The sequence below is a fragment of the Anaerobacillus sp. QJM3NY_17 genome, from assembly GCF_056173665.1.
Genome location: NZ_CM149685.1, coordinates 4,178,187 through 4,204,216, shown reverse-complemented (window position 1 = coordinate 4,204,216; position 26,030 = coordinate 4,178,187). Strand labels below are relative to the sequence as shown.

Below are 26,030 nucleotides of genomic sequence, written 5' to 3'. Positions count from 1 at the left end.
ATGACATCAACATTTCATGGTTTAGAAATTGGGAAAAGAAGTTTATATACGCAGCAGGCTGCTTTAACAACGGCAGGTCATAACATATCGAATGCAAATACACCTGGGTATTCAAGACAGCGTGTTGATATGCAGTCAACTTCTGCCCTCCCTTATTCCTATCAAACAGGAAGTGTTTCCTCTCAGCTTGGTACTGGTGTAAGTGTTCAATCGATTGAAAGAATTCGTTCCGAGTACCTCGATGGTCAATACCGCGAGCGGAACGCCATGCTAGGTTCTGAATCTATGAAGCTAGATACGCTGCAGCAGATCGAGGCGTTATCGGGTGAGCCAGGAGAAAATGGACTAAGCGCTTCATTGGATCGATTTTGGTCAGGGTGGGAAGATCTCGCTTCGAATCCAGATAGTAACGCAGCCAGATCCGTTGTTGTGAGTCGAGCTGAAGAGCTTCTTGATCAAGCAAAATCATTTCAATCAGGACTAACAAACGTAGCAGATAGTTTAAGTAAACAACAAGCTGCTGTAAAAGACCAAATCAGCTCAATTAATTCTCAGATTGATAGTTTAAATAAAGAGATCGTGAAGAACGGAAACGCGAACGACTTAATGGATCATCGCGATCAGCTTATTGATGAATTATCCGGTCTTATCGACGTTAACGTTCAAAAACAACCTAATGGAGAAATGTCGGTTACGTTTGATCAAACTAATCCTACTGGCGGGAAATTGAAGGGAATTCAAGATTCCCTTACGACAACAAATCAGCTTAAAAATGACCTGAACGGAATGTTTGAGCAGCTAGTTAAAGGACAGGATACGGTCGATGCAAGTGGGAACACCGTTCATACAGCAGGAATGAATGAATTATTAAATTCAGGGTTTTCGTTGGTTAGAAATGCAGATGGAACAATGCAACAAGGTAAGCCCCTCTTTGACACGAATGGGACTGGAAACACGTTTCTTGAACAAACGACCATCACGAAAGACGTGAAAGCGAATCCTGCTACGCTTGGCGCCTCTTCAAGAAACGATGCTCCGAGTAATGGTGACATTGCAATGGCGATCAGCAATTTGAAAGATCAGAGCTTTACGTTTGATATCTCTGGATCTAACGATAAGGTACAAACGAGTGTCAACGATTTTTATAGCACGCTTGTTTCACGTCTTGGCTCAAATGCGCAGTCTTCTGAGCGTACGGTGAATAATCATGAGTCCGTTCTTCAGTCCATCAATAACAACCGAATGTCAATAAGCGGTGTTTCACTTGATGAAGAAATGGCCAACCTCGTTCAGTTCCAACATGCTTATAACGCTGCAGCACGATATGTTAGTACGACTGATGAACTTCTAGATGTGATAATTAACCGGATGGGCGTCTAGCCGGAGAAGGAGTTATCGAATGCGAATTACTCAACAAATGTCATCAAGTAACATGGTGACACAAATGAATCGAAACCTTACCAATCTCGAAAAAGCCAATCAGCAGGTTTCGACTGGTACCCGTATCAACAAGCCATCTGATGACCCAATGGGTACGGAAAAATCACTGAAGCTATCGTCGCAGCTGGCTGATAATGAACAGTATGAGAGGAATACCGATTATGCGATGTCATGGATGGAGATGACGGAACAATCGCTTAGTAGTATTTCGAACTTGATGCAGCGAGCTAGTGAGCTTGGCGTACAGGCTTCGAATGGCACAAATTCAGCTCAAGAGCTGGAAACAATGGCAAAAGAATTTAAGCAGTTAAGGGAAGAACTCAAAGGTTTAGCCAATACGAAGCTTGATGGAAAATACATCTTTAATGGACAGAAAACGGAGCAACCCGTCGGAATTGACCAGGATGGGAATGTATCTTTTGATAACCAGTCCATCAATCAGCGAATTTCTCCATTTAGCGATGTGAAGATTAACGTTGATGCGGGGGAAGTATTTGATGGTCAGGTAAATTTATTCAAAGTACTTGATGAATTTTCTACGGCATTATCAAGTGGAGATAAAGAAGGCATGAATACCGTCCTTGGAAAAATAGAAGAAGGCGCAGAACAGGTTCTGACAAGCTGGACCGGTATGGGCGCTCGTCAATCTCGAGTGGAAAGTATGAACCAGCGTCTGAAGGATGAGAATCTAGCCGTTCAATCATTCCTTTCTAAAAATGAAGATGTGGATCTTGCGGAATCCATCATGAAACTTAAAACGGAAGAAAGCGTCTATCAGGCATCCCTTGCGGCAAGTGCCAAGATCATTCAGCCTTCTCTATTAGACTTTCTTAGATAACCAAAACCCCTCTCACATTTGTGAGAGGGGTTTTGGTTATCTAGTTCATTTATCTCTTAATCGTATTCGCCAGTCCCATCATTTCATCGGCCATCTTTATCGCCTGGCTCTGGAATTGAAGTAACCGCTGGGTTGAGATCATCTCGGTCGTTTCGTTCGCTAGATCAACGTTCGACATTTCGAGAAATCCCTGTCTCGTTTTAAATTCTTCCCCAGGAGCGACAAGCTCAAGCTGCTCATTATCTTGAAGAGAGAATTCATTTCCTCCCACATTGGTGAGAGCCTCGGGCCGATTAATCTTGGCGATGCTAAGTTGATAGGTTTGTTCATTTCCAGTTGCATCCGTCGCCACAATTTCTCCAGTATCAGAGATGGCAAGTTTAGCCGGATCGCTGTTAAATGTAATCGCATTTCCGCTCGTGTCTAGAATCGGGTTACCGCTACTATTCACGAGTGACAAAGTCCCATTCTGATTTTGTAGTTCGAATGATCCGTCCCTTGTGTAGTGAATACTATCACCATTTTGAGTTCGGAAATAGACGTTCTCTCCTTCAAGCATGACGTCAAGATCTCTGCCAGTTTCTTGTGCGGATCCTTGTTCATTACGAAGGGTTGTTAAGCCGATTTTTGAGCCGAAACCAACGCGAAGATTTTCTGGTGTTTCTCTTCCAGGCTCCGTCGCCTCACCTGTTTGGTTCGCATACGTTTGAGTTAATAGATTTTGAAACGTCGCTTCACGGCTTTTGTACCCTGCTGTATTCACGTTCGCAATATTATTTGCGATTGTATCTATTTTCTTTTGTGTCTGACTAAGTGAAGAAGAGGCTGTGGCCATCTGGATATTCAATCGTAACCCTCCTAGTAAACGCGACCAACATCATTGACTGACTTGTCGATGCTTTGATCATAAGTTTGTAGTACTTTTTGGTTTGCTTCATATAAACGATAAGTATTCAGCATATCGGTCATCGTGGTCGTCATATCAACGTTCGATCCTTCGAGAAATCCTTGCTTCACGGCGTACTGGTTGATGTCTGTCGTCTGGATATTTCTCGGTGCATCATTTTCATTACCTTCCCATTCGAAGACACCATTTCCTTGCTGTGCTAGCTTGGATGGATCGCCCGTATAGCCAATCCATATTTGTTGCTCATTTCCGTTTCTTTCACGAATTGTTCCATCGTCGGTCATTGTAAAAGAATCATCATTGAGTTGAATTGGCTGAAGATCTTCCCCAAGAACTTGGTATCCTTCGCTCGTTGTTAGAAATCCATCTTCATTTACTGAGAAATTTCCATTTCGTGTATAGCGAATGTCATTATCTTCAAGGCGAACACCGAATAAAAGCAGGCCTTTTTTACCGGTTTCTGCATCAATTGGAAGGTTCTCATCGTTGAGAGCCATGTCTGTTTGTTTGCTCGTTTCTTTAAGGGAACCGTTTGAGAAATTAGGAATGCCTTCTTGTGTATAGACGCCTTGTTGAAGAGTGCCAATGGAAGAGTTAGGGGTAGGTGTGTTCGTATTTCTTTCTTTTAGTAGATATTCAGGGAAGGAACGGAAGGTTGCTTCATCCTGTTTGAAGCCCGGTGTTTCGGCATTTGATAAATTATTCGTTAAGAATTGTTGCTTTCGCTCGCTTGCCATCATACCGGATGTTGCCGTATACATGCCTTTAAACATTATTTCGCTCCCATCGTAGTACTATCGAACGCGTACATTGAATTTTGTAACTCTATTATACCGTTTAAATATGGGAAAATTAAGTGAAAAAAGTCGTTTTTTAGGTTAAAACACTCATTTACTATTATTTTTGACAATGCTATGCTATCACTAACGAAAAAATTGTCGAATGAGTATAACTATGGTTTTGTATCCATTTTTTAACTTTAAAAACAGTTTTATACAAGGAGTGTGAAAAGCTTCGTGAACGTTTTTCAATCGATTAGACCGCTTGAACAAGCATTGAATGCGTCGATGGTGCAGCAGCGTACTATCACATCAAATATATCAAATGTTGACACCCCTAATTACAAACGTCAAACCGTTTCATTTCAAGACACCCTGCAGGATGCAACAAAGAATCTGCAGAGCTACAAATCCAACCCCAAACACGTCCCTTTTAGTAACGAAAATAATGCATCAAAGACCGTTGTCAAAACGGATCAAAATACACTTAATCAATCAAATGGCAATAACGTCGACACGGATGTTGAAATGGCCGAACTTGCCAAAAATCAACTCTGGTACAATGCGATGATTGAAAAGACCAACAGCCAGTTCCGTGATTTACAGAAAGCAATTAGAGGGAGCTAAATCATATGAATTTATTTAATGGGTTCAATACGAGTGCTTCAGCTTTAACTGCAAACCGTCTTAGAATGGATGTTGTTTCATCCAATATCGCAAACGCTGAAACGACTCGCTCTGAGCTCGTCGATGGGGAATGGCAGCCATACAAGCGAAAAGTGGTAGAGCTTAAGGAAAATTCGTTCGAGAGTAAGCTTCAAGCCGCAATGGGAAATGGCGAAGCGCCAACAGGAGTGAAAGTGTCGAACATTAAAGAAGATAATGCTCCTAATAAACTAGTTTATAATCCCGCTCATCCCGATGCGAATGAAGAAGGTTATGTGGAAATGCCAAACGTGGATATGGTGAAAGAAATGGTTGATATGATGTCAGCATCTCGTTCCTATGAAGCGAACGTAACAGCGTTAAACGCAACCAAAAGTATGTATATGAAAGCGCTCGAACTTGGTAAATAACGGTCGGGCATAGGAGGATCTTATGAACACAATTAGTGCACTTCAGCAGCTTCCAACACAAGCGAAGTCTCAGGTTACTTCGGGTGAAGCAACGGCTGATTTTGGTCAGATGCTTCAGGATGCGATCAAACAGGTGAACAACAATCAAGTGGCATCTGAACAGATGACGAATAAGCTTGTGACTGGAGAAGTTCAGGATGTTCACGAGGTTATGCTTGCAGCACAAAAAGCCTCACTATCTCTAAATTTAACGGTAGAAGTGAGAAATAAGGTTATTGAGTCATACCAAGAAATCATGCGTATGCAAATGTAGTATGTCAGGGATGGATAAGAGATGAACCAACAACTACTAAATTTTACAAGTCGCTGGAAAGAAACATGGGGTAGCTATTCAACGAAAACCAAATGGCTCATCGGAGGGACTTTTCTGGTCACTCTTCTTCTGCTTCTATTCCTTGTTTTTTGGATGTCTAAACCTAATTTAACGCCGATTTATTCTAATTTAACGCCGACAGAAGCTGGTGAGATCAAAGGGGCCATTGAGCAGAAGGGAATTCCGGTAGAAGTTTCAGCGGATGGAACAACGATCAGCGTGCCAAAGGATCAGGCGTCTGATTTAAAAGTAAGTCTAGCGGCTGAGGGTATTCCAAAAAGTGGTAACGTTAACTACAGCATCTTTAGTGAAAACATGGGCATGGGGATGACAGATCGCCAATTCGATGTTGTAGAGCGAGATGCGATGCAAAATGAACTGAGTTATTTAATTGAACAAATTGGCGGTATTCAGGAATCAAAAGTGATGATTACCCTACCGGCTGAAAGTGTTTGGCTTGATGAAACAGGTGAGACAGCTTCTGCCTCGATCGTCCTTACGAGGGATCCTGGTGCTCAGCTTGACCAGGGCCAAATCACAGGCCTTTATCATCTTATAAGTAAAAGTGTTCCGAATCTCCCTGTTGAAAACATTGTCATCATGGACCAGAACGGAACTGCTTTTGATTACGGCGAAAGTGGCGGCGTTGATACAACTTTATCCGCTTACCAGCAGCAAGAGGACATTCGTAACGGCATCGAAAAAGACATGCAGCAAGAATTACAGCAAATGCTTGGCTTGATTCTCGGACAAGATAAAGTGGTTGTTTCTGTAATGGCTAGCGTGGATTTCACAAAAGAAAAGCGCACGGAAGACCTTGTCGAACCTGTTGATGAAGAAACAGGTGAAGGCATTGATATTAGCGTTGAGAAAATCATGGAATCCTATTCCGGTGATCAAGCTGCTGCCCAGGATGGAACGGGTACAGATGAAGGCGAGATTCCAAACTATAATGCAGATGACCCAGATGCCAAGGGCGACGGCTCTTATGAAAAAGTAGAAGATCGCATCAATCGTGAAGTGAATCGTATTCATAAAGAAATCGAAGAAAGCCCTTATATGATTGATGATATTACAATTAACGTTGGTGTAGAGCCACCTGTCGCTGACGATATGACTAGTTTAACAGCAGCTCATATAGAAGATATTCGCACTGTGCTCAAAAATGTTGTCCGTACGTCTTTGAGTGAAAGTGATGTTCCGCTTGAGGATGCTGCTCTTGAAGAACGTATCTCTGTATTTGCGAATGAATTTAGAGGGCGTGCGGACTATGAAGAGCCAAAGCCAGACATCTTTTCTTCTGTTCTAGACAGTGTTCCAAGCTGGGTGATTTATGCGGTAGCTGGTGGCGTTGGTATTCTTCTAATTGGTGGAATCATTCTTCTCTTCCGCCGAAAAGGAAATAAGGATGAGGACGACTTCATGGAATTTGAACAGGCGTACAGTGTACCAGAGGATCACTACTTGCCGAGGGAAAAAGAAGAACGTGAAGTGGATATGACACCTGATGCACTAATTGGAAAAGATGAAATTGAAACTCTCGCAAAAAATGATCCGGAAGAGTTTGTGAAACTACTAAGACTATGGATGAACGAAGAGTAGGGGGATTGGATGGTGAGTAGTTTAGAAGAATTAACAGGAACTCAGAAAGCAGCGATCCTTCTCACTTCTTTAGGTGCTGACCTTTCGATTCAAACATTTAAACACTTATCTGAGAAGGAAATTGATCAACTTGCGCTTGGCATTTCAGAGCTTCGCAAAGTTGAGCCCGATGAGCGAGAAGCCGTCGTGGATGAGTTTATCCAGATGGTAAAAGCAAAGGATTACATTGCCGTCGGAGGAATTGAATACGCAAGACATATCCTTGAGCAAGCGCTAGGACCGAAAAGGGCAGAAGAAATTTTGTCTCGCTTAAGCATCAATTTAAAGGTAAAGCCATTTGCATTCGCAAAAAAAGCAGATCCTGATCAAATTCTAAACATTTTACAGCAGGAGCATCCCCAAACGATCGCTCTTGTCTTATCTTATCTTGATGCGAAACAATCTTCCAAAATTTTATCCTCGCTACCTCAAGAAAGTCAGGCAGATGTAGCAAGAAGAATTGCGCTGATGGATAGTACCTCACCAGAAGTGATTAGTCAGCTTGAAAAGATCATTGAAGGTAAGCTTAACGCTAGCGGTTCGCAGGACTATGCGTTTACTGGTGGTGTGGAATCAATAGTTCAAGTTCTAAGCAGTGTTGATCGAAGTACGGAAAGAACAATTCTTAGCTCGCTTGAGAAAGATGATCCAAGCCTAGCAGAAGAAATTAAGAAGCGGATGTTTGTCTTTGAAGACATTGTTACGCTTGATGACCGATCCATTCGCCTCGTCATTAGTGAAGTGAAAGATGAAGATCTTTCTATAGCGCTTAAGGTAGCGAGTGACGATGTGAAGGATACAATTTTCCGAAACATGTCTAACCGCCGGGTAGATACGGTGAAAGAAGAGATCGAATTGATGGGGCCACTTAGGCTTCGTGAAGTGGAAGAAGCGCAAACACGCATCGTTTCTGTCATCCGTTACCTTGAAGAAACAGGTGATGTCATGATTGCACGCGGTGGAGGAGATGATCTGATTGTCTAATATCATCAGAAAAACCTCTGGAGAGAAGCGAGCCGTTCCGAAAGTAATTGAGCAGCGAACGGTCGCAGAGCCAAAGCGAAATCGCATATTGCCTTCTCGTACTACGACAATTGAAGAAAAGAAATCGCAGCTTCTTGAGATGATGATCCGGCTAGAAGATCTTTATCATACAATTCGAACAAGACTTGGAGATGAAGAAGCGAACGTTCATCAAAATCTTGAGAAGAAGCAGGAACAAAAAGAGCTTGAGTGGCAGGAAATCACGAAGAAAACGTATCGAGAAGCAGAAGAAAGCGGATATACAGCGGGTTATGAAGCAGGCATGCAGCAAATTCATTTCGAGCTCGATGAAAAGAAGAAGGAAATGGAACACATGGTAAAGGGCGCTTATGACAAGAAGGAAGAATTAATTCAGGATGCTGAACCGTTTCTTCTATCGCTAAGCACAGCCATTGCGAAGAAAATCATTTTAAAAGAAATGGAACAAAATCCAGAGACGCTGCTTGGTATGGTGAAAGATACGCTAAAGAAAGTAAAGGATCGTGGAGAAGTCATTGTTCAAGTTTCAACAGAAGATTATCAGCATGTGATACCAATGGTTGACGAGCTTGAAAAACAACTTGATGTGAATGCGAGCTTAAAGCTTGTGCCGATGAGTGACTCGGAAGTCGGTTCAGGACTTGTTCATACGCCGAGCGGGTCGTACGATATTTCGATTAACAGTCAGCTTTCTGAGATGAAGAAACAGCTGCTTGCTATGTTTGAGGAGCGAACTGTCGATGAGCATTAATGTTGAGCCATATCTTTCGCAGCTTCATTCGATGGAAACGGTCCAGAAGTATGGCAAGGTGACACAGGTTATTGGGCTAACGATCGAATCACTTGGTCCAGAGGTTAAAATTGGTGAGCTTTGCTACCTTTATCCAGGACCATCAAAGGAACCAATTGAAGCAGAAGTAGTTGGCTTTCGCGAAAATCGTGTTCTGCTCATGCCGATGCATGACCTATCAGAAATTGGTCCAGGTTGCCTTGTAGTGGCGACAGGACAGCCACTTGAAGTGAAAGTGGGCTATTCACTGCTTGGAACGATTCTCGATGGGCGCGGCAGACCTCTTGATCACTCGGATCTCCCTGGTGGATTGAAGGCCGTATCCACAAATCGAAAGCCACCAAATCCAATGACGCGTCCCCGCATTACGACCCCCTTTCAGCTTGGTGTTCGCGCTATTGATGGGCTGTTAACAGTCGGTCAAGGACAGCGGATCGGTATTTTTGCCGGAAGTGGCGTTGGAAAAAGTACGTTAATGGGAATGGCGGCTCGAAATTCAGAAGCCGATGTGAATGTGATCGCCTTGATCGGTGAACGAGGACGGGAAGTAAGAGATTTTATTGAGCGTGATCTTGGTGAAGAGGGTCTTAAAAAATCGGTTGTCGTTGTGGCAACATCTGATCAGCCTCCACTACAGCGGATCAAAGGGGCGCTTACGGCAACGGCGATCGCGGAGTTCTTTCGTGATCAAGGAAAGAACGTCATGCTAATGATGGATTCTGTGACACGCTTTGCCATGGCACAGAGGGAAGTTGGGCTGGCAATTGGAGAGCCACCAACTAGTAAGGGATATACGCCAAGCGTATTTGCTCTTTTACCCAAATTGTTGGAACGATCTGGCACAGCTGAACAGGGATCGATTACAGCTTTTTATACCGTTCTAGTTGATGGTGACGATATGAACGAACCGATTGCAGATGCGGTGCGAGGGATTCTAGATGGGCATATTGTTTTGGATCGGAAGCTCGCTCAAAAAGGCCAATATCCAGCGATTAACGTTTCAGAGAGTGTTAGCCGTGTGATGAAAGAAATTGTGACTCCAAAGCATATGAAGTCTGCAGAAGAATTTAAGCGACTTCTTGCTGTGTATGTTTCTTCTGAAGACCTTATTAATATTGGCGCTTATAAAGCTGGAACGAACAGCAATATTGATAAAGCGATCTCGATTCATCCGGAGATTGAGAAATATATTAAGCAGGGCATTGATGATCAGGCTTCATTTGAAGAAAGTCAGGACTGGCTTTTATCCCGATTTGGAAAGGATGACTAACCATCGCAGCTTTTCAATTCCCATTTCAACGGATTTTGGATGTAAAAGAAAATGAAAAATCACAGGCACAGCTAGACATGGCGGAATCACTCAAAGCACAAGTGGATATCGAGCATTCCATGCGTGATCTTGAGCAAGCGGTTCTTTCCATGCGTCAGAGACTGGAAGAGCGTCAACAAGAAGGGGTTTCCATTATAGATCTTCTTAAGGAAGAAGAGCATATTACCTATCTTGAGGGGCAGCTCCACCAGAAAAGAAATCAGCTGATTCAAGTTGAACATCAAGTGAGTGAGCAGCAGGACACACTTGCTTCTAAAGTAAGAGAAGAGAAAACGTGGCAGTCAATCAAAGAGACGAGAAAAGAAGAGTTTTATCACGATATGAAAATGATTGAACAAAATGAGCTAGATGATTTAAATACCGTACGTGCGTATATGCTTGCAAGAAACGGCTAAGGGGTGAGGGGAATGCGAAAGCGACAGAAGAGTTCATGGAAAGAACGCATCATCCACGGTTTTCTCTTGCCGCTCGCGTTTATCGCTACGGTTATGCTTGTTGTTCTTCCGTTTCTTGGATACGATCTGTTCGCAATGGCCACTTCACTTAGTAAGAAGCCGATCGCATATGTGGAAGATAATTTTACCGCTGAGGCTACTGATCAAAATCAAGATGAAGTGCTAGAACAAGAAATCAATCAAAAGGATGGCGAAATCTCAGACTTGAAAAAGCAGTTAGATGAGCAAGAAATCGAGCTGAAGAAAAAACAGTCTGAGCTGGAATCGTTAGCTGAAGAAATGAAGAGCGAATTAGCTGACAAGGAAGAGCGTCAGAAGAAGCTTCAGGAGTTAGCAAAAACGTATGAAGGAATGTCAGCATCGAAGTCCGCGACGATTATGGAAAACCTTACGTTAAACGAGGCAGCTCTCCTGCTTGATGCAATGGGAAGCACAGAGCAAGCCGCTGTACTAGGCAAAATGAATGCAGCTGTAGCAGCAGATTTAACGATCGCGTTAAGAGATATTGAAAAAGCAGACGATCCTGAGATTGCTGCAATGCAAGAGAGAGTAACGCTCCTGATGAATGCGATTGATCGCGAAGATAGTTCGCTTTCTGTTTCAGACGTAGCTCATAATTTGTCAGAAATGACTGACGAAGAAGCGGCCCAAATCCTATCGGAGATGGCTCAGTCTAAAGAGGAGAAAGAAGTAGGGCTTTCCATTCTGAAAGAATTTGATGAAGAGAAGCGTACAGGGTTACTTGGAGAAATGGAAGAATCGATTTCTTCTAGTTACATAGCTGATTTAGCCAATTAAAAGGAGGTGAAATAGTGAACGCTATCCAGTCACTTGGAAAAAACATAATCGTTCAGCCTAAGGTTCGAACTGAAAATAGTCCAACTGGATTTTCAACGTTATTAAGTGCTTTAGGAAAAAAGCTTAATGTGAGTGAAAGTGAGCATTCAGAGACACATAACGAAAGCGAGTTAGAAGAGGGAGACAATAAGCCAACAAATAGTAGTGGTGAAGCCCCCGCGCACCTTCTCATGATGGGTGCTGTCAATGTTCCGCCAGTTCAACATGATCAAAACTCTTTATCGAAATCGCTTGCCCAACAAGGAACTGACATGAGTGGTGAACCACTACAAGTGAATGCTAATCGTATACAGGAGGAAGTAAGTCTACCCGGTTTTACAAAAAGTGAGTTTGTAGAAATCGAGCAAGTCTTACAAAATGAAGAACAAGTTCTTTCTGAAACGTTTGCGGTAGAGACGAAACTTCCATCTAATGTTATGAAGCTTATGCAAGAGTTGAAGATGAAAGAGCCGAAAGAGCTTCTTTCAATGATGGAGAGAATGGCGACTGAACCGAAACAAGATCAGAAACTTGTTATGGACTCCGATCAAAACGTCCAGTTAGATGGAGAAGTTATTGAAGTTCAAGTAGAGACTCCAAAACAGAGTGTTCCTGAAGGAGAAGAAACAAAGGCACTCGTCGAAAAGAGCGTATCTGGAGAAGTAGCTGATAATCAAGAGAAGCTTGTGACAGATCAAATGTCTGGAGATGAAATTCAGATAGACGAGAAGCCAGAAGCGCTTCCGCTAGCTAAAGGTAATGAATCTCAAACAACCATCAAGGAATCGACTACACCAGTTCCGGCTCGTTATGTTGCATCGGAGCTAAGTGAAATGATTACCGAGCGCATGCAACTATCGAAAAATGGAGATGAAACAAACATAAGAATTAAGCTTTCTCCAGAAAATCTCGGTCAACTTGATATTCGGCTAACAACTTCTGATGGGAAAGTGACAGCGCACATTATAACAGCGACTTCAGGGGCAAAGGACATGATTGAATCACAGCTTCACCAGCTACGTCATACGCTCATTCAACAGGGCATCCAACTTGATAAAGTGGAAGTCGTTCAACAGCCGCAGGGCTCACAACAATCGTTCATGCAGGATGGTCGCCAGGAGCAGGGTCAGGCGTTTCAACAAGGAAAGCACCGACAAGGGCGAAAAGGTGAATATGAATTAGAAGAGAATCCACTCGTAACGAATGAGCAAGAAGAAGGCGCATCTAGTGGGATTAATTACGCTATTTAGGAGGGGTGACATGAATACAGGTTCTGTCACAGCAACATCAGCTGTTCAAACACCAAAAACAGAGGCACCTGGTCAGTTAGGAAAAGATGATTTCTTGAAAATTCTCGTTGCTCAGCTCTCAAACCAGGACCCGATGCAGCCGATGCAAGATACTGAATTTATTGGGCAGATGGCGCAATTTAGTTCACTCGAGCAAATGACAAACATGAATAAGTCGATGAATAAATTTTTCGATAGTCAGTTACAAAGCTCGATGAAGGATTACGCACATTTAATTGGTAAAAGCGTTCAGTGGCAGGAGAATAACGAAGCGAACGCAGGTAAGGTAGAAGCTGTTTTATACAAAGAAGGCAAAGTACTCGCAGAACTTGATAGTGGCAAACAGGTAGATATCTCCCTATTAGAGCGTATCGAAACGGGGGAATAGTATGGTTCAAATCAATCAAGTTTATTATCCAAAGCAACCGATTCAACTAACTACAAAACAGGAGAATTTAAAAAATTCTTTTGCTGATCAACTAAAGCATTCGATCGATTCACAGATTTCATTTAGTCACCACGCACAGGTTCGACTTAAGCAAAATGGGATTTCCCTTTCGGACAATCAGCTCCAAAAGCTAAATGATGGAGTAGAAAAAGCGAGAGAAAAAGGATCAAACGAGTCGCTTATGTTAATGAAAGATCTCGCCTTTGTTGTTAGCGTCAAAAACAATAAAGTCATTACTGCTATGAAGCAGGATAGTATGGAGAATCAAATCGTCACAAACATTGACTCAGCACTTATTTTATAATGGCCGGACCGAGCAGGAGGCCGATTCGCTGTGGACCGATTGAAGCAGCGAAACAATTAGAGGGGGAAACAACTTGTTAAATTCAATGTACTCAGGCGTTTCAGGAATGAGAGGCTTTCAAACAAAGCTAGATGTTATCGGGAATAATATTGCGAACGTAAATACAGTAGGTTACCAGAAAAGTAGAGTGCTGTTTGAAGATCTACTCAGTCAGAGCGTGGCAGGAAACTCCGTAAATTCGAAACAGGTAGGTCTTGGTTCATCCGTATCGGCGATTAATATGGTAGATAGTCCCGGATCACCTATGACGACAGGGGTACAGACGGATTTGAGTATTCAGGGGGATGGGTATTTTACAGTAAGAAGTGACGGAACTGATTACCTTGCTCGTTCTGGGTCTTTTCAGGTTGATGCGACAGGAAATCTTGTGACAACACAAGGCTACGCAGTGTTAGATGATCAAGGTAACCCTATTCAGCAGATCGGTGAAATCAAAAGTATTGATCGTAATGGGGTTATCACTTATACAGATACTCAAGGAAATGAACAACAAACTTTGAATCTAGGGATAAGCACAGTGCCAAATCCAGGTGGGCTTAATAAAGTAGGTAACTCACTTTTTCGTGAAACAGAAAAATCTGGGGATGCAGTACCAGGGCTTCCTCAAGACTCACGCGTCGTCGCTGGTCAACTCGAAATGTCCAACGTTGACCTAACCGAAGAGTTCACGGAAATGATTGTAGCTCAGCGTGGCTTCCAGGCGAACTCAAGAGTGATTACAACTTCAGATGAGATCCTTCAAGAAATCGTCAATTTAAAACGATAGGGGGTAAGGGCTGAGGAGTTTCCTCGGCCTGCTCTGTTCATATGATACCGTTAACTAAATTAAACCGTGAAGCGATGATGTTGAATGCCATTTACATTGAAACGATTGAGTCAACGCCGGATACGATGATTCTATTAACGAATGGAAAACGCTACGTTGTGATGGAGACAGTCGAGGAAGTAAAACAGCTTGTTACGGAATTCTATCGTGATATTCACGTATTAGAGAAATAATAGAAGAACGGGGGTGACCATGTTGTCTGATATGCTATCGCCAGCAACAGTTGATGCACTTCTTTCTGCCATCGACGATAAAGGGCAAAAGAAGTCAATGAAGGATAGAAAAGTGCAAACATATGACTTTAAAAGAGCGCTTCGCTTTTCTCAAGATCACATCAGAATTTTAACTCGTATCCATGAGAACTACGCACGTCTCATGACGACGTATTCATCGGCTCAGCTTCGGACGATCATTCAAGCCTCCGTTCATTCTGTTGATCAGATGCCATTTGAAGAATTTGTGCAGTCGATTACAGAGAATTCAATTCTTAGTCTCTTTGTTGCTTCACCATTGCAAGGACAAATGGTGCTTGAAGTAGCACCGGAGCTTGCCTATGCAATGCTGGATCGAATGCTTGGAGGTCAAGGGAATCAGCCTGAAAAACTGACACACTTAACGGAAATTGAAACGGTTGTTATTGAGCGGATTTTCGGTAAAATCTTAGAAAGCTTTCAAGATGCCTGGACATCGGTACTGAAGCTAAAAACTGAGCTTAAAGAGCTTGAAGTTAATCCACACTTTCTTCAAATCGTATCTCCAAATGAAACAGTCGTCACCGTGACACTGAATGTAAAAGTAGGCGAAGTAACAGGTAATATTCGTCTTTGTCTTCCACATGTTGTACTTGAGCCGATTATGCCAAGGCTTTCAGCTCATCACTGGCTTTCGAATCAGAAAAAGGATCGGGAGCCTCAGGAAAGTAAGGAACTTGAGAAGAGACTGAAGAAAACTAATTTAGGCATTATCGCTGAGCTAGGCCACTCTGAAATCACGATTGAAGAATTTTTAAATCTAGAAGATGGAGATGTGATTCGGTTGGATCAAACCGTCTCAGATCCATTGATTGTGAGGGTCGATAACCGGGTGAAGTTCCATGGACAGCCAGGGACTTCGAAAGGTCGGATGGCCGTACAAATTACAGAAGTGAAGGAAGAGGAGGAAGTAGGCCATGACGGATAATCGCCTTTCAAAAGATGAAATCAACGCATTATTTCAAGAGACAGCAGCAGGAAGGGAGGAACCTAACGTGTATTTTCATTCAATTGAAGAAGAAGCATTAAATGAACTTTTTAGCGTTGCGATCGGAAGCCTTACAACAACATTATCTTCCGTTTTCATGCAGGACGTTTTTGTATCAAATGTTCAGATGAACATCCTTCCTGACGATCGCTTTAAACAAGAATTAGCCCTTCCTTATGTTGAGGCCGCGATTCGCTATGAAGGGGCATCTTCCGGCGAATCGATCATTATGCTCAATCCACCTGATGCCCAAGATATGGCTGACATCTGGCTTGTGGCAAAGGGTGAGGAAGGTGACGAGAGTGTTGATAAGAGTTTAACTGCTGTTATGACAGGAATGATGGAGAGCATACATAAAGGACTGAGCATGGCATCAGGTTCTTCATTTACAGGAACATTTACGAATCTTCAAGTTGTTTCAGAACCTACTAATTCTATGTTATTGGAAAAAGCCGCTGAATCAGTGTATATGAACGTTTCGTTTGAACTTTCCATAGGATCGATTGTTCAAACGGTTGTACACCATGTCCTTCCTGCATCTGTAGCAAAGCAAGTGAGTGAATTACTAATAAGTGAAGAAGATCTTCGGGAAGCCGTGCAGGAACAAGAGACACAGCAGGTAAAGGAGCATGAAGCTGAATTGCAGCAACAGCACCCATCGTCACATCAACAAAAGAATCATGAGGAAGAAGAAAGAGAATCGATGGATTCATTTGCGACGCGCGTGAAAGAACCTGAACCGAATATCCAAAACGTGCAGTTCACAAATTTTAGCCAGCAAGATCATCCGTACGGGGAACAAAGAAATTTGAACATGCTCCTAGATATTCCCCTTCAAGTAACGGTGGAGTTAGGGCGAACAAAGCGTATTGTAAAAGACATTCTTGAGCTCTCACACGGATCGATTCTTGAGCTTGATAAGCTTGCGGGAGAGCCAGTTGATATTTTGATCAATAGTAAACTCATTGCCAAAGGCGAAGTTGTCGTCATCGATGAAAACTTTGGTGTGAGAGTAACGGATATATTAAGTGCAGCAGAGCGTTTATCAAAGCTGCGTTAGAAGGAGTGCTTAAAAGTGAGACACCTTGTGATTGGCATCATGACACTCCTCAGCCTTGTCTTAGTAATGCCGCTTAACGCCATCGCAGCGGCAGATAATGGAAGTGTGAAAGACTGGCTCACGGAAAACGGGGATGACCCTGCTGATATAGAAGAGCAGCCTGCTGAAGTAGAAGGAGCAAACACAAATATTTTCTTTCTACTAATCAAGCTCGTTTTCTATACGATCGTCGTGGTTGGCCTCATTTATTTGCTGATTCGCTTTCTGTCCAAACGCCAACAAAAGCTTCAGCACCATTCCGTTTTCACTCAAATTGGCGGAACACCGCTTGGTAACAATAAATCCGTTCAAATGGTCAAGGTCGGGGATTCCCTCTACATGCTTGGGGTCGGAGATAACGTGAACCTTCTTAAGGAAATTCAGGGTGAAGAAGTGAAGCGTATTTTAGATCAAGCTGAAGAACAGCGGTCGGGCTTTTCGTTTATGAATCAAAAGCAAGCAGGAATTCAAGAGATGATTCAGGCAAGTTTGAAGAAGCAAAGAAACAAACGTAAGGATTATTGGGATGACGGAAGCGGAAGGGACGATAAGTGATGGATTTACTCATAAACTTAACGATCCCAGGACTAGATTTCGGTTCAAACGCAACAGAAGATGTTTCCGTTACGATTCAGCTTGTCCTGCTTCTAACTGTGCTATCGCTAGCTCCTGCCATTCTTGTATTGATGACGTGTTTTACACGAATTGTTGTTGTCCTCTCCTTCGTACGCTCGGCGCTCGCAACACAATCTATGCCGCCGAATCAAGTGTTGGTCGGACTAGCACTCTTTCTAACTTTTTTCGTGATGTCCCCTGTTCTTTCAGAGATTAATAGCGAGGCGTTACAGCCTTATATAAACGAAGAGATTGGACAGGAGGAAGCGCTCGATGCCGCAGAGCTTCCGATTAAAGAGTTTATGGCAGGACAAACACGAGAGAAAGACCTTGCCCTTTTTTATAAATACGCTGAGCTTGAAAAGCCCGAGTCGATCGAAGATATTCGGTTAACCGCACTCGTTCCAGCTTTTGCGATTTCAGAACTGAAAACGGCGTTTCAGATTGGATTTATTATCTTCATTCCATTTCTTATTATTGACATGGTTGTGGCCTCAACGCTTATGGCGATGGGAATGATGATGCTGCCGCCTGTCATGATTTCACTACCATTTAAAATTCTACTATTTGTGCTTGTCGATGGCTGGTATTTGGTCGTCGAATCACTTCTATTAAGCTTCTAAGGAGGACGACGATGACGCCGGATATGGTCATTTCACTTGCAGAAGATGCTGTTTATACCGTGATTATTATTTCAGCTCCGCTTCTCTTAATCGCACTTGGCGTTGGGTTAATCGTGAGTGTGTTTCAGGCGATGACGCAAATTCAGGAACAGACGCTTGCGTTCATTCCCAAAATCGTTGCCGTTCTGTTAACGATCGTTCTGTTTGGACCGTGGATGCTCACAACGCTACTCGATTACACAACGAACTTATATCAAAATCTTTATAGGTTTATCGGCTAGATATGGAAAGTGTCATTAACGCCCTTCCCTTATTTTTGCTTGTGTTTATGAGGGCGACATCTTTTTTTATAACAGCGCCGATCTTCTCAACACGAAGCGTTCCAAACCGCTTCAAAATTGGACTTGGTTTCTTTTTTGCGTTAATCGTCACGGCCGGATTAGGTTCTGATGCAGAGCTAACGCTTGATCTCGCGTTCGTGATCATTATTTTAAAAGAACTTTTTGTCGGGCTATCACTTGGATTTATTGCCTCCCTTATCCTGTATACAGTTCAGGTTGCGGGAGCGTTTATTGATTTTCAAATGGGCTTTGTGATGGCAAACGTAATCGATCCCCAGACAAGAGCTCAAGTACCGATTATCGGGAATTTCAAATACATGCTTGCTCTTCTCTTTCTAGTCTCCGTTGATGGTCACCACATGATGCTAGACGGGCTTGTTAGAAGCTATGAACTTCTACCAGCTGATGAGCTGCTGAGTCAGGCGGATAGTCAGTCCCTTGCAAAGTTTATCGCTGAAGTATTTGCAGGGATGTTCTTCTCAGCATTTCAGCTCGCGCTACCGATCGTTGCTTCCCTTTTTCTTGTGGATGTGGCGCTCGGCCTTCTTGCGAGAGCAGTACCTCAGGTGAATATTTTCGTTGTCGGTTTGCCGTTAAAAATCTTTGTCGGTTTCGTGCTTATTCTAGTGACGATTCCTACATTTTTCTTTTTACTGCGAGGGGTTTTTCAAGAAATGCTCGCTACGATGGGGCAGCTTATTCAAATACTGGGTGGGTAGTACGATGCGAACTTATCGCTTACAAATGGATCTCCAATTCTTTTCACAAGAAAAGACTGAGAAAGCAACACCACAAAAGAAGCAAGAATCTCGTAAAAAGGGTCAAGTGGCGAGAAGTGCTGAGATTCCATCCGCCTTTATGATGATTGGTGTGTTTTTGTTTATGTCTTTCATTGGTGGGTGGATGATTGAAAGCCTCGAATCCATGATTCGAGGCAATCTTGTTCAGATTACAGATTGGACGCTCACAGAACAGAATGTTGATCGCATGCTTAAAGAAAATGTGTGGCAGGCGGCACTGATCGCAGCCCCGCTTATGGGAATTTCGCTCGTCATGGGAGTTCTAGGAAACTATATGCAAGTGGGATTTCTCGTTTCCACAGATCCCCTTCAGGCAAAGCTTGAAAGAATTAACCCATTAAAAGGCGCGAAACGAATATTCTCAGCTCGAACGCTCGTCGAACTATTAAAGTCGTTAATTAAAATTACGTTTATCTCAGCTTGCACCTTTATTGTTCTTTGGAATAAACGAGACGAAGTGATGCTCATTTCGCAAAAGTCGATCGGTGAAGCAATGGCACTTGTTGGTTCATTGATCGTTCAAACGGGCTTAGCTGTTGGAATTCTATTATTATTCCTTGCCCTATTAGACTATGTTTATCAGAAATATGACTTCGAAAAAAACATCCGAATGTCGAAGCAGGACATTAAAGATGAATATAAAAAGAGCGAGGGCGATCCGCTCATTAAATCAAAAATTAAAGAAAAGCAGCGCGCACTTGGAATGAACCGGATGATCTCGGAAATTCCCCATGCTGACGTCGTCATTACAAATCCAACACACTTTGCTGTTGCGCTTAAGTACGATCCAAAAGAAATGGATAAACCGACAGTTGTGGCAAAAGGAATGGACTTCGTTGCGCTAAAAATTAAAGAAAAAGCAAAAGAGCATGACATCATAACATCAGAGAACGTCCAGCTAGCTCGAGCGCTCTATCACCAGGTAGAGATAGGTGACGGCGTCCCTGAGGATCTTTTCAAAGCTGTTGCAGAAGTGCTCGCGTACGTTTATAGCATAAAAGGCTACCCGGGAGGAGGGAACTAACAATGAAAATAAAAGATTATGCCGTGCTCGTTTCTGTCATTATGATTGTGATCATGATGGTTATTCCGTTCCCTCCGCTCCTACTTGATTTTCTTATTATGCTGAATATTAGTCTTGCTTTAACAATTATCCTTGTCGCGATGAATACGAGAGAAGCGCTCCAATTCTCGATTTTTCCATCGCTATTATTGCTAACTACGCTCTTTCGACTTGGTTTGAACGTCTCGACTACAAGATCCATTCTGACAAATAAAACTGGTGGACAGGTTATTGAAACGTTTGGTTCTTTCGTTGTTGGCGGAAGTGTTGTCATCGGACTCCTTGTTTTTCTTATTCTTGTTATTATTCAATTTATCGTTATTACAAAAGGATCCGAACGAGTAGCAGAGGTTGGTGCTCGATTTACACTTGATGCCATGCCGGGGAAACAGATGAGCATTGATGCTGATTTAAATGCAGGAATGATATCAGATCGCGATGCAAAAGAAAGACGTCAGAAAATTGAGCGCGAAGCTGATTTTTATGGGGCAATGGATGGGGCCAGTAAGTTCGTAAAAGGGGATGCGATTGCTGGAATCGTCATTACGTTGATTAACATTATTGGCGGATTGATTATCGGCATGGTTGTGCACGGCATGCCAGTTGGTGATGCGGCAACTACTTTTACGCTGCTGTCGATTGGTGATGGTCTTGTCAGTCAAATCCCAGCTCTTCTTATTTCGACTGCTACAGGTATCGTCGTAACGAGAGCGGCATCAGACGGCAATCTAGGTTCAGATATTACTGCACAAATTTTTGCATATCCAAAGCTGCTTTACGTTGTTGGAGCGGTTATTACGCTCCTTGGACTTGCAACACCCATAAACCCGCTTCTCACCTTTCCAATAGCAGGATTACTCGTCTATGGCGGTTGGACGATGCAGAAGAATCTTGATCAGACGAAGGAAGTTGAGCTAGCCGCTGGTCAAGAAGAAGTAGAAGAAATGAAGAAGCCTGAAAGCGTCACAAGTCTTCTTCAGGTCGATCCGATTGAGTTTGAATTTGGCTACGGGTTAATCCCTCTTGCTGATCAAAAGCAAGGCGGTGATCTTCTTGATCGCGTGATTATGATTCGAAGACAAATCGCACTTGAGTTTGGAATTGTTGTTCCAGTTATTCGCATTCGCGATAATATTCAGCTTGAACCAAACGAATACGTTATTAAAATCAAAGGAAACCGTGTTGCAGGTGGAGAGGTGCTATTAAACCAATATCTTGCGATGAGTAGCGGACTTGAAGATGAAACAGTCTCAGGGATCGAAACAGTTGAACCAGCCTTCGGACTTCCTGCTTTATGGGTAACAGAAGAAATGAAGGATCGCGCTGAGCTATCAGGATATACGATCGTGGATCCACCTTCTGTAGTATCAACGCACTTAACGGAAGTTATTAAGCGTCATGCGCATGAGCTGTTAAGTCGCCAAGAAGTGAAGCATCTTCTTGATAATGTGAGAGAATCGTCTCCTGCAGTGCTTGAGGAGCTAATCCCTAATATCCTTACAATCGGGGATGTTCAAAAGGTGTTGATGAGACTACTGAAGGAGAAAGTATCCATTCGTTCGCTCGATATGATTCTAGAATCGTTAGCTGATAACGGAGTTCGAACGAAAGATACGGATGTGCTAGCTGAATACGTGCGGCAGTCGCTATCACGCCAAATCACATCTCAGGTCGCCGTGCCTGGCGAAGCGGTTAAAGTGTTAACAGCTGGGGCCAGATTGGAGAAGCGATTCGCAGAATCTGTTCAGCAATCTGATCAGGGAAGCTACCTTGCGCTTGATCCTGAAACGTCACAGGCCATTTACCAGGAAGTACTTCAACAAGTAAGCCGCCTGCAGCAGTCAGGTATTCAGCCAATTCTACTAACGTCACCAGCGATACGCATGTATTTACGTCAGTTTCTCGAACGTTATATGCCGGAGCTGATGATCCTTTCCTATAGTGAATTAGAACCCGATGTAGAAGTCCAAAGTGTAGGAGTGATTAATCTACCATGAAGATTAAACGCTATGTAGTCAGCCATCTTCGCGAAGCAATGCCGCTGATAAGGCAGGAGCTTGGTCAGGAAGCCGTTATTTTAAATACAAAAAAGGTGAAAGTGGGCGGGATCTTTGGTTTTTTCCAAAAACAGCGTCTAGAAGTGCTCGCTGCCCTTGATGAAAAAAAGGTAGAGAAGGAAGAAACTCGAGAATTTGCCACGCTATTGCAATCTGAAAAAAAGCGTCGTGAAGAAACGCCTGAACGGGTTGAAAAAAGTCCAGAGGTGATTCAAGAGAAACAAACGCCGCCACGACGGGAGGCGCTTGAAGCCAATGTACTTGATGAGCTGAAGTCTATGAAAGAAATCATGATGCAGCTGATGGAAAATGAACGGCTACCAAAACAGTTAAAGCCAGTTCAAACGTATTTAGAAGCACAGGAATTCTCTCATGCGATTCGTTCAGGAGTGATGGCGGAACTAATGATTAAATCAAAATCATACCCTACTTACACGAAAGAAGATGCTTTTGAGTGGATGAGACAGGAATTCGCAAAGCGAATCAAGAATTATCCTGATATAGGAATAAAAAAGAAGAAGCTAAGATGCTTCGTTGGCCCAACAGGCGTAGGAAAAACCACAACGATCGCAAAACTAGCAGGTCATTTATTATTAAAAGAGCGTCAATCTGTGGGACTGATTACATCAGATACTTATCGGATTGCAGCAGTTGAACAGCTTCGGACGTATGCTGATATTCTCGGTATTCCACTAGAAGTCGTTCAGTCTCCTGCGGATTTGGGTCAAGCTCTAGCGAACCTTTCATCATGTGATGTCATTCTAATGGATACAGCGGGACGCAACTATCAGCAGTACAGCTACGTTTCACAGCTTGAAGAACTGCTATCCGGTCAAGAATTATCGATCACGCTTATGTTAAGCCTCACACATCGCTATTCTGATATGAAATCGATCACCGATAATTTTCACTCTCTTGGTATTTCTGAGGTGATGATGACAAAGATGGATGAAACAAAAGTTCGCGGCCCCATTTTTAACTTGATGGAAGAATACAAACTTCCGATCTCGGTTCTAACGACAGGACAAAATGTACCTGATGATATGGTGACAACAACACCGGATTTCCTTCTTGATCTGGTCATGAGGGAGCGAGTGAATGTCTGATCAGGCAAACCAATTGCGGGAAGAAGTGATGAAGCGAATTCATCCGAATGCTAGTGGGAAAAAGACGAAGGTTATTGCTGTGACAAGTGGAAAAGGCGGCGTGGGGAAGTCGAATGTATCACTGAATTTTGCCCTCAGTCTTGCAGCGCTTAATAAGAAAGTGATGATTTTTGATTTAGATGTTGGCATGGCGAATATTGATGTGCTCATGGGTGTAACGCCTAAAGAAACGCTTATTTCCATGCTGGAAAAAAAACTCTCTTTAAATGCTGTCATTGAAACAGGAGTAAATGGTCTTCAATACATTGCTGGTGGAAACGGAATTGGAAAGATCCTAACTTTAACAGGCAATCAGCAGAATCACTTTTTCCAGGAATTTGGCTCTCTTCAAGGCAAAGTCGATTACATTATTCTCGATACGGGAGCGGGCCTTTCCTATGAAGGGATCCGGTTTTTGCAGGCAGCGGATGACGTTTTTCTTGTGATTAATCCAGAGCCACCGTCTATTACAGATGCCTATGGCGTTCTAAAAGCATTACATACAAGAAATGCTCAGTTACCTGTTAAGTTAATTGTGAATCGATCTACTAATACTGAGGAAGCAGAGCGTACAGCGCGCAATTTCCAAAAAGCCTCTGCAAAATTTTTGAATAAGTCGATTGATGTACTCGGATGGATTCCGGATGATCCTATCGTTCGTAAAGCGGTGATTGCTCAGTCGCCTTATCTACTAGAGTATCCAAATTCCAGAGCAGCGAAGGCCATAGATGATTTAGTTCATGCTTATCTAGATTTTCCTTTAAATTATAAGCTTGGTGTAAAAGGATTTCTAACAAAGATGCTGTTTCATAAATAAGTGGGAAGAATTTTTCAGGTGGTGAACTTCATGAAACCCAAAATGGATAAACAGACAATCGAATATTGGAGAGCATGGAAAGAGGAGAAGAATGAAGAGGCTGGTAACAAATTGATTGCCCTTTATCGTCCGCTCGTTGATTTCGCTGTACAGCGCTATGCGGCAGCTCTTCCGTCATCCGTTCAGCGTGATGATCTTAATAGTTTCGCGTATCAAGGGCTTCTTGATGCACTTGAAAAATTCGAGCCAGAACGTGATTTGAAATTTGAAACTTATGCCAGCTGGCGCATTAAAGGGGCCATCATTGATGGGCTTAGGCAGAATGATTGGGTGCCACGCTCCGTTCGTGACAAAGCACGTAAAATTGAAGAAGCCTACGCTGCTTTAGAACAGCAAAATCAAACGTCAAGCAGCGACCATGATGTAGCAGAGTATCTTGGTATGACAATTGAAGAAGTACAGCGGGTGATTCAAGATGCTTCTCTGTCTACAATGGTTTCCGTAGACGAGCCCGTGCACGATGACGATCAGCAGCAAATTGAGCGTTATAGTGTAATTGAAAATGAACAAGCTGATTTACCAGAAAAGCATTTGCACCAACATTTTATTAAAGAGTTACTAGCTGAAACGATTGAACGTCTACCTGAGAAAGAAAAACTTGTTGTCTCTCTTGTTTATTTTGAAGAGTTAACACTTACAGAGATTGCAAGAATCTTAGGTTTATCGACAAGCCGAATTTCGCAACTACACTCGAGAGCGCTCCTTCGGATGAAGGGTGTCCTCCGAGCTAATAAAGAACACGTTCAATCAATGTAATCGGAGTGATTTCCATGTATCCATTCATCTTTATAAGTATTGCCCTTCATCTCGTGAGCTTTCTATGTATTGTTCTCTTGTTTCTAAAGCAAACGAAGAGTTCAGATGTAAGTGCAGAGATCGCCACGGGGATGGAAGTGTATATTGAACAGCTAGAGGAAGAAAATGATCGACTGATGACTGAGGTGAAATCTTACGTTGATAAACGTGAAAACCAGCTTGATACGCGGCTTCGTGTGTTAGAACATGGGAAGACCGTATCGCCTGAGGTGGAGGAGCAAATGAAGCCGGTCATTATCCAGCACCCTTCTGCTAACAACGAACGCAATCAAAAAGCTCTTCAGCTTCATTCACAGGGTTTTTCGGTGACGGATATTGCAAGAATCCTTAATTGTGGTGTCGGCGAAGTTGAGCTGATTGTGAATATTCATGGAAGGTCTGAACAGCGATGAAAATTCAGCAGCATGGCCAAACGTCACTGGACTCTTTAAAAATGGATCTCCCAAAAGGTAACAAGCAGGTAGCGTTTCAATCGGTGATTCAGGAAGCATCAAAGGAACTGAAGGGAGCAGAACTAAAGCGACTGCTACAGCAAATTGATCGTCAGGGGGAGCTGCTTGGAAAGGAACGAACGTTTCAGAACTTATCGGCATACAAGCGAATGGTGAAACAGTTTCTTGAGGAAGCAGTAAGTCAGGGGCTAACGCTATCTGAGAAAAACAGCATGGACCATTATGGAAGAAATCGAACGTATAAGCTTGTGGAAACAGTAGAGAACAAGCTCGTTGAACTGCAAGAAGAGATGAGAGAAAAAGAGAAGAATGGTATGACCTTGTTATCGCTTGTTGGTGAAATAAAGGGGCTACTTGTTGATCTTTCTCTCTAGTTCAAACGACCCATCTAAAAAAGGAAGTATTGACTCATGGTCATTTGCATGAGTTTTTTCTATAATTAAAACAAGAACATACGTTCGAAATGATGGTTGTGATTTCTTGCTTC

The 26,030-nt window shown here is 42.8% G+C and carries 31 protein-coding genes; 29 read left to right on the top strand and 2 right to left on the bottom strand.

Features of this window, described 5'->3' with window-relative positions:
• Both flgK and flgL read left to right on the top strand, forming a co-directional pair.
• Positions 1–1,380 (top strand): flagellar hook-associated protein FlgK, encoded by a 1,380-nt coding sequence (gene flgK, locus AC0VYV_RS21465; protein WP_475374273.1) that lies wholly within the window; start codon positions 1–3, stop codon positions 1,378–1,380.
• A gap of 19 nt (positions 1,381–1,399) precedes the next feature.
• Complete coding sequence (gene flgL, locus AC0VYV_RS21460) at positions 1,400–2,278, top strand: flagellar hook-associated protein FlgL (RefSeq protein ID WP_475374272.1); 879 nt, start codon at positions 1,400–1,402, stop codon at positions 2,276–2,278.
• A 49-nt stretch (positions 2,279–2,327) separates the two neighbouring features.
• On the opposite strand, the gene AC0VYV_RS21455 is transcribed toward flgL, so the two are convergent.
• Together AC0VYV_RS21455 and AC0VYV_RS21450 are read right to left on the bottom strand one after the other, a co-directional pair.
• Positions 2,328–3,125 carry a flagellar hook-basal body protein gene (locus tag AC0VYV_RS21455; RefSeq protein ID WP_475374271.1) on the bottom strand — a complete coding sequence of 266 codons (798 nt, stop codon included), beginning with the start codon at positions 3,123–3,125 and terminating at the stop codon, positions 2,328–2,330.
• A gap of 11 nt (positions 3,126–3,136) precedes the next feature.
• A complete protein-coding gene (locus AC0VYV_RS21450) occupies positions 3,137–3,958 on the bottom strand; it encodes a flagellar hook-basal body protein (protein ID WP_303532564.1) in 822 nt (273 codons plus the stop codon).
• Positions 3,959–4,201: 243 nt separating this feature from the next.
• Between AC0VYV_RS21450 and flgB the strand changes: the two genes are divergently transcribed.
• The 27 genes from flgB to AC0VYV_RS21315 all read left to right on the top strand — a co-directional run bounded on the left by flgB (position 4,202) and on the right by AC0VYV_RS21315 (position 25,917).
• Positions 4,202–4,591, top strand: coding sequence for a flagellar basal body rod protein FlgB (gene flgB, locus AC0VYV_RS21445; protein ID WP_430245157.1), 390 nt, complete (start codon positions 4,202–4,204; stop codon positions 4,589–4,591).
• Positions 4,592–4,596: 5 nt separating this feature from the next.
• Positions 4,597–5,040, top strand: a complete 444-nt coding sequence (flgC, locus tag AC0VYV_RS21440) for a flagellar basal body rod protein FlgC (RefSeq protein ID WP_226615807.1) — start codon at positions 4,597–4,599, stop codon at positions 5,038–5,040.
• A gap of 22 nt (positions 5,041–5,062) precedes the next feature.
• On the top strand, positions 5,063–5,353 hold the full coding sequence (gene fliE / locus AC0VYV_RS21435) for a flagellar hook-basal body complex protein FliE (protein ID WP_303532558.1): 291 nt from the start codon (positions 5,063–5,065) through the stop codon (positions 5,351–5,353).
• Between the two features lie 21 nt (positions 5,354–5,374).
• Complete coding sequence (gene fliF / locus AC0VYV_RS21430) at positions 5,375–7,015, top strand: flagellar basal-body MS-ring/collar protein FliF (protein ID WP_475374270.1); 1,641 nt, start codon at positions 5,375–5,377, stop codon at positions 7,013–7,015.
• A gap of 9 nt (positions 7,016–7,024) precedes the next feature.
• On the top strand, positions 7,025–8,038 hold the full coding sequence (fliG, locus tag AC0VYV_RS21425) for a flagellar motor switch protein FliG (protein WP_430245159.1): 1,014 nt from the start codon (positions 7,025–7,027) through the stop codon (positions 8,036–8,038).
• Positions 8,031–8,828 (top strand): FliH/SctL family protein, encoded by a 798-nt coding sequence (locus AC0VYV_RS21420; protein WP_430245162.1) that lies wholly within the window; start codon positions 8,031–8,033, stop codon positions 8,826–8,828. The genes fliG and AC0VYV_RS21420 overlap by 8 nt, the downstream gene beginning before the upstream one ends.
• The gene (gene fliI / locus AC0VYV_RS21415; RefSeq protein ID WP_475366184.1) at positions 8,818–10,137 is read left to right on the top strand and encodes a flagellar protein export ATPase FliI; all 1,320 of its coding nucleotides are present in this window, start codon (positions 8,818–8,820) and stop codon (positions 10,135–10,137) included. Before AC0VYV_RS21420 ends, fliI begins: the two co-directional genes overlap by 11 nt.
• Before the next feature lie 2 nt (positions 10,138–10,139).
• Positions 10,140–10,592 carry a flagellar export protein FliJ gene (gene fliJ / locus AC0VYV_RS21410; protein ID WP_475367535.1) on the top strand — a complete coding sequence of 151 codons (453 nt, stop codon included), beginning with the start codon at positions 10,140–10,142 and terminating at the stop codon, positions 10,590–10,592.
• Positions 10,593–10,604: 12 nt separating this feature from the next.
• Positions 10,605–11,450, top strand: a complete 846-nt coding sequence (locus AC0VYV_RS21405) for a MotE family protein (protein WP_475366183.1) — start codon at positions 10,605–10,607, stop codon at positions 11,448–11,450.
• A gap of 14 nt (positions 11,451–11,464) precedes the next feature.
• On the top strand, positions 11,465–12,739 hold the full coding sequence (locus AC0VYV_RS21400) for a flagellar hook-length control protein FliK (RefSeq protein ID WP_475374269.1): 1,275 nt from the start codon (positions 11,465–11,467) through the stop codon (positions 12,737–12,739).
• 10 nt (positions 12,740–12,749) lie between these two features.
• On the top strand, positions 12,750–13,166 hold the full coding sequence (gene flgD, locus AC0VYV_RS21395; protein ID WP_475373096.1) for a flagellar hook assembly protein FlgD: 417 nt from the start codon (positions 12,750–12,752) through the stop codon (positions 13,164–13,166).
• 1 nt (position 13,167) lies between these two features.
• Positions 13,168–13,530 (top strand): TIGR02530 family flagellar biosynthesis protein, encoded by a 363-nt coding sequence (locus AC0VYV_RS21390; protein WP_303532542.1) that lies wholly within the window; start codon positions 13,168–13,170, stop codon positions 13,528–13,530.
• Between the two features lie 73 nt (positions 13,531–13,603).
• Positions 13,604–14,356: a flagellar hook-basal body complex protein gene (locus AC0VYV_RS21385; protein WP_226615797.1), complete on the top strand. Its 753-nt coding sequence runs from the start codon at positions 13,604–13,606 to the stop codon at positions 14,354–14,356.
• 41 nt (positions 14,357–14,397) lie between these two features.
• Entirely contained in the window at positions 14,398–14,589 is a 192-nt protein-coding gene (locus AC0VYV_RS21380) for a flagellar FlbD family protein (RefSeq protein ID WP_303532536.1), read from the top strand.
• Positions 14,590–14,611: 22 nt separating this feature from the next.
• A complete protein-coding gene (gene fliM, locus AC0VYV_RS21375; protein ID WP_475373095.1) occupies positions 14,612–15,595 on the top strand; it encodes a flagellar motor switch protein FliM in 984 nt (327 codons plus the stop codon).
• Positions 15,585–16,715: a flagellar motor switch phosphatase FliY gene (gene fliY / locus AC0VYV_RS21370; RefSeq protein ID WP_475373094.1), complete on the top strand. Its 1,131-nt coding sequence runs from the start codon at positions 15,585–15,587 to the stop codon at positions 16,713–16,715. The genes fliM and fliY overlap by 11 nt, the downstream gene beginning before the upstream one ends.
• Positions 16,716–16,730: 15 nt before the next feature.
• Positions 16,731–17,309 (top strand): flagellar biosynthetic protein FliO, encoded by a 579-nt coding sequence (locus AC0VYV_RS21365; protein WP_475373093.1) that lies wholly within the window; start codon positions 16,731–16,733, stop codon positions 17,307–17,309.
• Positions 17,309–17,992 (top strand): flagellar type III secretion system pore protein FliP, encoded by a 684-nt coding sequence (gene fliP / locus AC0VYV_RS21360; RefSeq protein WP_475374268.1) that lies wholly within the window; start codon positions 17,309–17,311, stop codon positions 17,990–17,992. Before AC0VYV_RS21365 ends, fliP begins: the two co-directional genes overlap by 1 nt.
• An 11-nt stretch (positions 17,993–18,003) precedes the next feature.
• A complete protein-coding gene (gene fliQ, locus AC0VYV_RS21355; RefSeq protein ID WP_098445458.1) occupies positions 18,004–18,273 on the top strand; it encodes a flagellar biosynthesis protein FliQ in 270 nt (89 codons plus the stop codon).
• Positions 18,274–18,275: 2 nt separating this feature from the next.
• Entirely contained in the window at positions 18,276–19,052 is a 777-nt protein-coding gene (gene fliR, locus AC0VYV_RS21350; RefSeq protein ID WP_475374267.1) for a flagellar biosynthetic protein FliR, read from the top strand.
• Positions 19,053–19,056: 4 nt separating this feature from the next.
• Positions 19,057–20,157: a flagellar biosynthesis protein FlhB gene (gene flhB, locus AC0VYV_RS21345; RefSeq protein WP_475374266.1), complete on the top strand. Its 1,101-nt coding sequence runs from the start codon at positions 19,057–19,059 to the stop codon at positions 20,155–20,157.
• 2 nt (positions 20,158–20,159) lie between these two features.
• Entirely contained in the window at positions 20,160–22,193 is a 2,034-nt protein-coding gene (gene flhA / locus AC0VYV_RS21340) for a flagellar biosynthesis protein FlhA (RefSeq protein WP_303532516.1), read from the top strand.
• Entirely contained in the window at positions 22,190–23,359 is a 1,170-nt protein-coding gene (gene flhF / locus AC0VYV_RS21335; RefSeq protein ID WP_475368203.1) for a flagellar biosynthesis protein FlhF, read from the top strand. The genes flhA and flhF overlap by 4 nt, the downstream gene beginning before the upstream one ends.
• Positions 23,352–24,215 carry a MinD/ParA family protein gene (locus AC0VYV_RS21330; RefSeq protein WP_475374265.1) on the top strand — a complete coding sequence of 288 codons (864 nt, stop codon included), beginning with the start codon at positions 23,352–23,354 and terminating at the stop codon, positions 24,213–24,215. The genes flhF and AC0VYV_RS21330 overlap by 8 nt, the downstream gene beginning before the upstream one ends.
• A 30-nt stretch (positions 24,216–24,245) precedes the next feature.
• Positions 24,246–25,031, top strand: a complete 786-nt coding sequence (locus AC0VYV_RS21325; protein ID WP_371017854.1) for a FliA/WhiG family RNA polymerase sigma factor — start codon at positions 24,246–24,248, stop codon at positions 25,029–25,031.
• Between the two features lie 14 nt (positions 25,032–25,045).
• Positions 25,046–25,483, top strand: coding sequence for a DUF6115 domain-containing protein (locus tag AC0VYV_RS21320; protein ID WP_475374264.1), 438 nt, complete (start codon positions 25,046–25,048; stop codon positions 25,481–25,483).
• A complete protein-coding gene (locus AC0VYV_RS21315) occupies positions 25,480–25,917 on the top strand; it encodes a YaaR family protein (RefSeq protein ID WP_194218327.1) in 438 nt (145 codons plus the stop codon). Before AC0VYV_RS21320 ends, AC0VYV_RS21315 begins: the two co-directional genes overlap by 4 nt.
• Positions 25,918–26,030: the final 113 nt, after the last annotated feature.

Excerpts from the sequence above, each read along its gene's own strand:
- flgK (WP_475374273.1), top strand. The coding sequence starts at position 1 with ATGACATCAACATTTCATGGTTTAGAAATTGGGAAAAGAAGTTTATAT.
- flgL (WP_475374272.1), top strand. The coding sequence starts at position 1,400 with ATGCGAATTACTCAACAAATGTCATCAAGTAACATGGTGACACAAATG.
- AC0VYV_RS21450 (WP_303532564.1), bottom strand. The coding sequence starts at position 3,958 with ATGTTTAAAGGCATGTATACGGCAACATCCGGTATGATGGCAAGCGAG.
- flgC (WP_226615807.1), top strand. The coding sequence starts at position 4,597 with ATGAATTTATTTAATGGGTTCAATACGAGTGCTTCAGCTTTAACTGCA.
- fliE (WP_303532558.1), top strand. The coding sequence starts at position 5,063 with ATGAACACAATTAGTGCACTTCAGCAGCTTCCAACACAAGCGAAGTCT.
- fliF (WP_475374270.1), top strand. The coding sequence starts at position 5,375 with ATGAACCAACAACTACTAAATTTTACAAGTCGCTGGAAAGAAACATGG.
- fliG (WP_430245159.1), top strand. The coding sequence starts at position 7,025 with ATGGTGAGTAGTTTAGAAGAATTAACAGGAACTCAGAAAGCAGCGATC.
- fliI (WP_475366184.1), top strand. The coding sequence starts at position 8,818 with ATGAGCATTAATGTTGAGCCATATCTTTCGCAGCTTCATTCGATGGAA.
- AC0VYV_RS21405 (WP_475366183.1), top strand. The coding sequence starts at position 10,605 with ATGCGAAAGCGACAGAAGAGTTCATGGAAAGAACGCATCATCCACGGT.
- flgD (WP_475373096.1), top strand. The coding sequence starts at position 12,750 with ATGAATACAGGTTCTGTCACAGCAACATCAGCTGTTCAAACACCAAAA.
- AC0VYV_RS21390 (WP_303532542.1), top strand. The coding sequence starts at position 13,168 with ATGGTTCAAATCAATCAAGTTTATTATCCAAAGCAACCGATTCAACTA.
- AC0VYV_RS21380 (WP_303532536.1), top strand. The coding sequence starts at position 14,398 with ATGATACCGTTAACTAAATTAAACCGTGAAGCGATGATGTTGAATGCC.
- fliY (WP_475373094.1), top strand. The coding sequence starts at position 15,585 with ATGACGGATAATCGCCTTTCAAAAGATGAAATCAACGCATTATTTCAA.
- fliP (WP_475374268.1), top strand. The coding sequence starts at position 17,309 with ATGGATTTACTCATAAACTTAACGATCCCAGGACTAGATTTCGGTTCA.
- fliQ (WP_098445458.1), top strand. The coding sequence starts at position 18,004 with ATGACGCCGGATATGGTCATTTCACTTGCAGAAGATGCTGTTTATACC.
- fliR (WP_475374267.1), top strand. The coding sequence starts at position 18,276 with ATGGAAAGTGTCATTAACGCCCTTCCCTTATTTTTGCTTGTGTTTATG.
- flhB (WP_475374266.1), top strand. The coding sequence starts at position 19,057 with ATGCGAACTTATCGCTTACAAATGGATCTCCAATTCTTTTCACAAGAA.
- flhA (WP_303532516.1), top strand. The coding sequence starts at position 20,160 with ATGAAAATAAAAGATTATGCCGTGCTCGTTTCTGTCATTATGATTGTG.
- flhF (WP_475368203.1), top strand. The coding sequence starts at position 22,190 with ATGAAGATTAAACGCTATGTAGTCAGCCATCTTCGCGAAGCAATGCCG.
- AC0VYV_RS21330 (WP_475374265.1), top strand. The coding sequence starts at position 23,352 with ATGTCTGATCAGGCAAACCAATTGCGGGAAGAAGTGATGAAGCGAATT.
- AC0VYV_RS21325 (WP_371017854.1), top strand. The coding sequence starts at position 24,246 with ATGAAACCCAAAATGGATAAACAGACAATCGAATATTGGAGAGCATGG.
- AC0VYV_RS21320 (WP_475374264.1), top strand. The coding sequence starts at position 25,046 with ATGTATCCATTCATCTTTATAAGTATTGCCCTTCATCTCGTGAGCTTT.
- AC0VYV_RS21315 (WP_194218327.1), top strand. The coding sequence starts at position 25,480 with ATGAAAATTCAGCAGCATGGCCAAACGTCACTGGACTCTTTAAAAATG.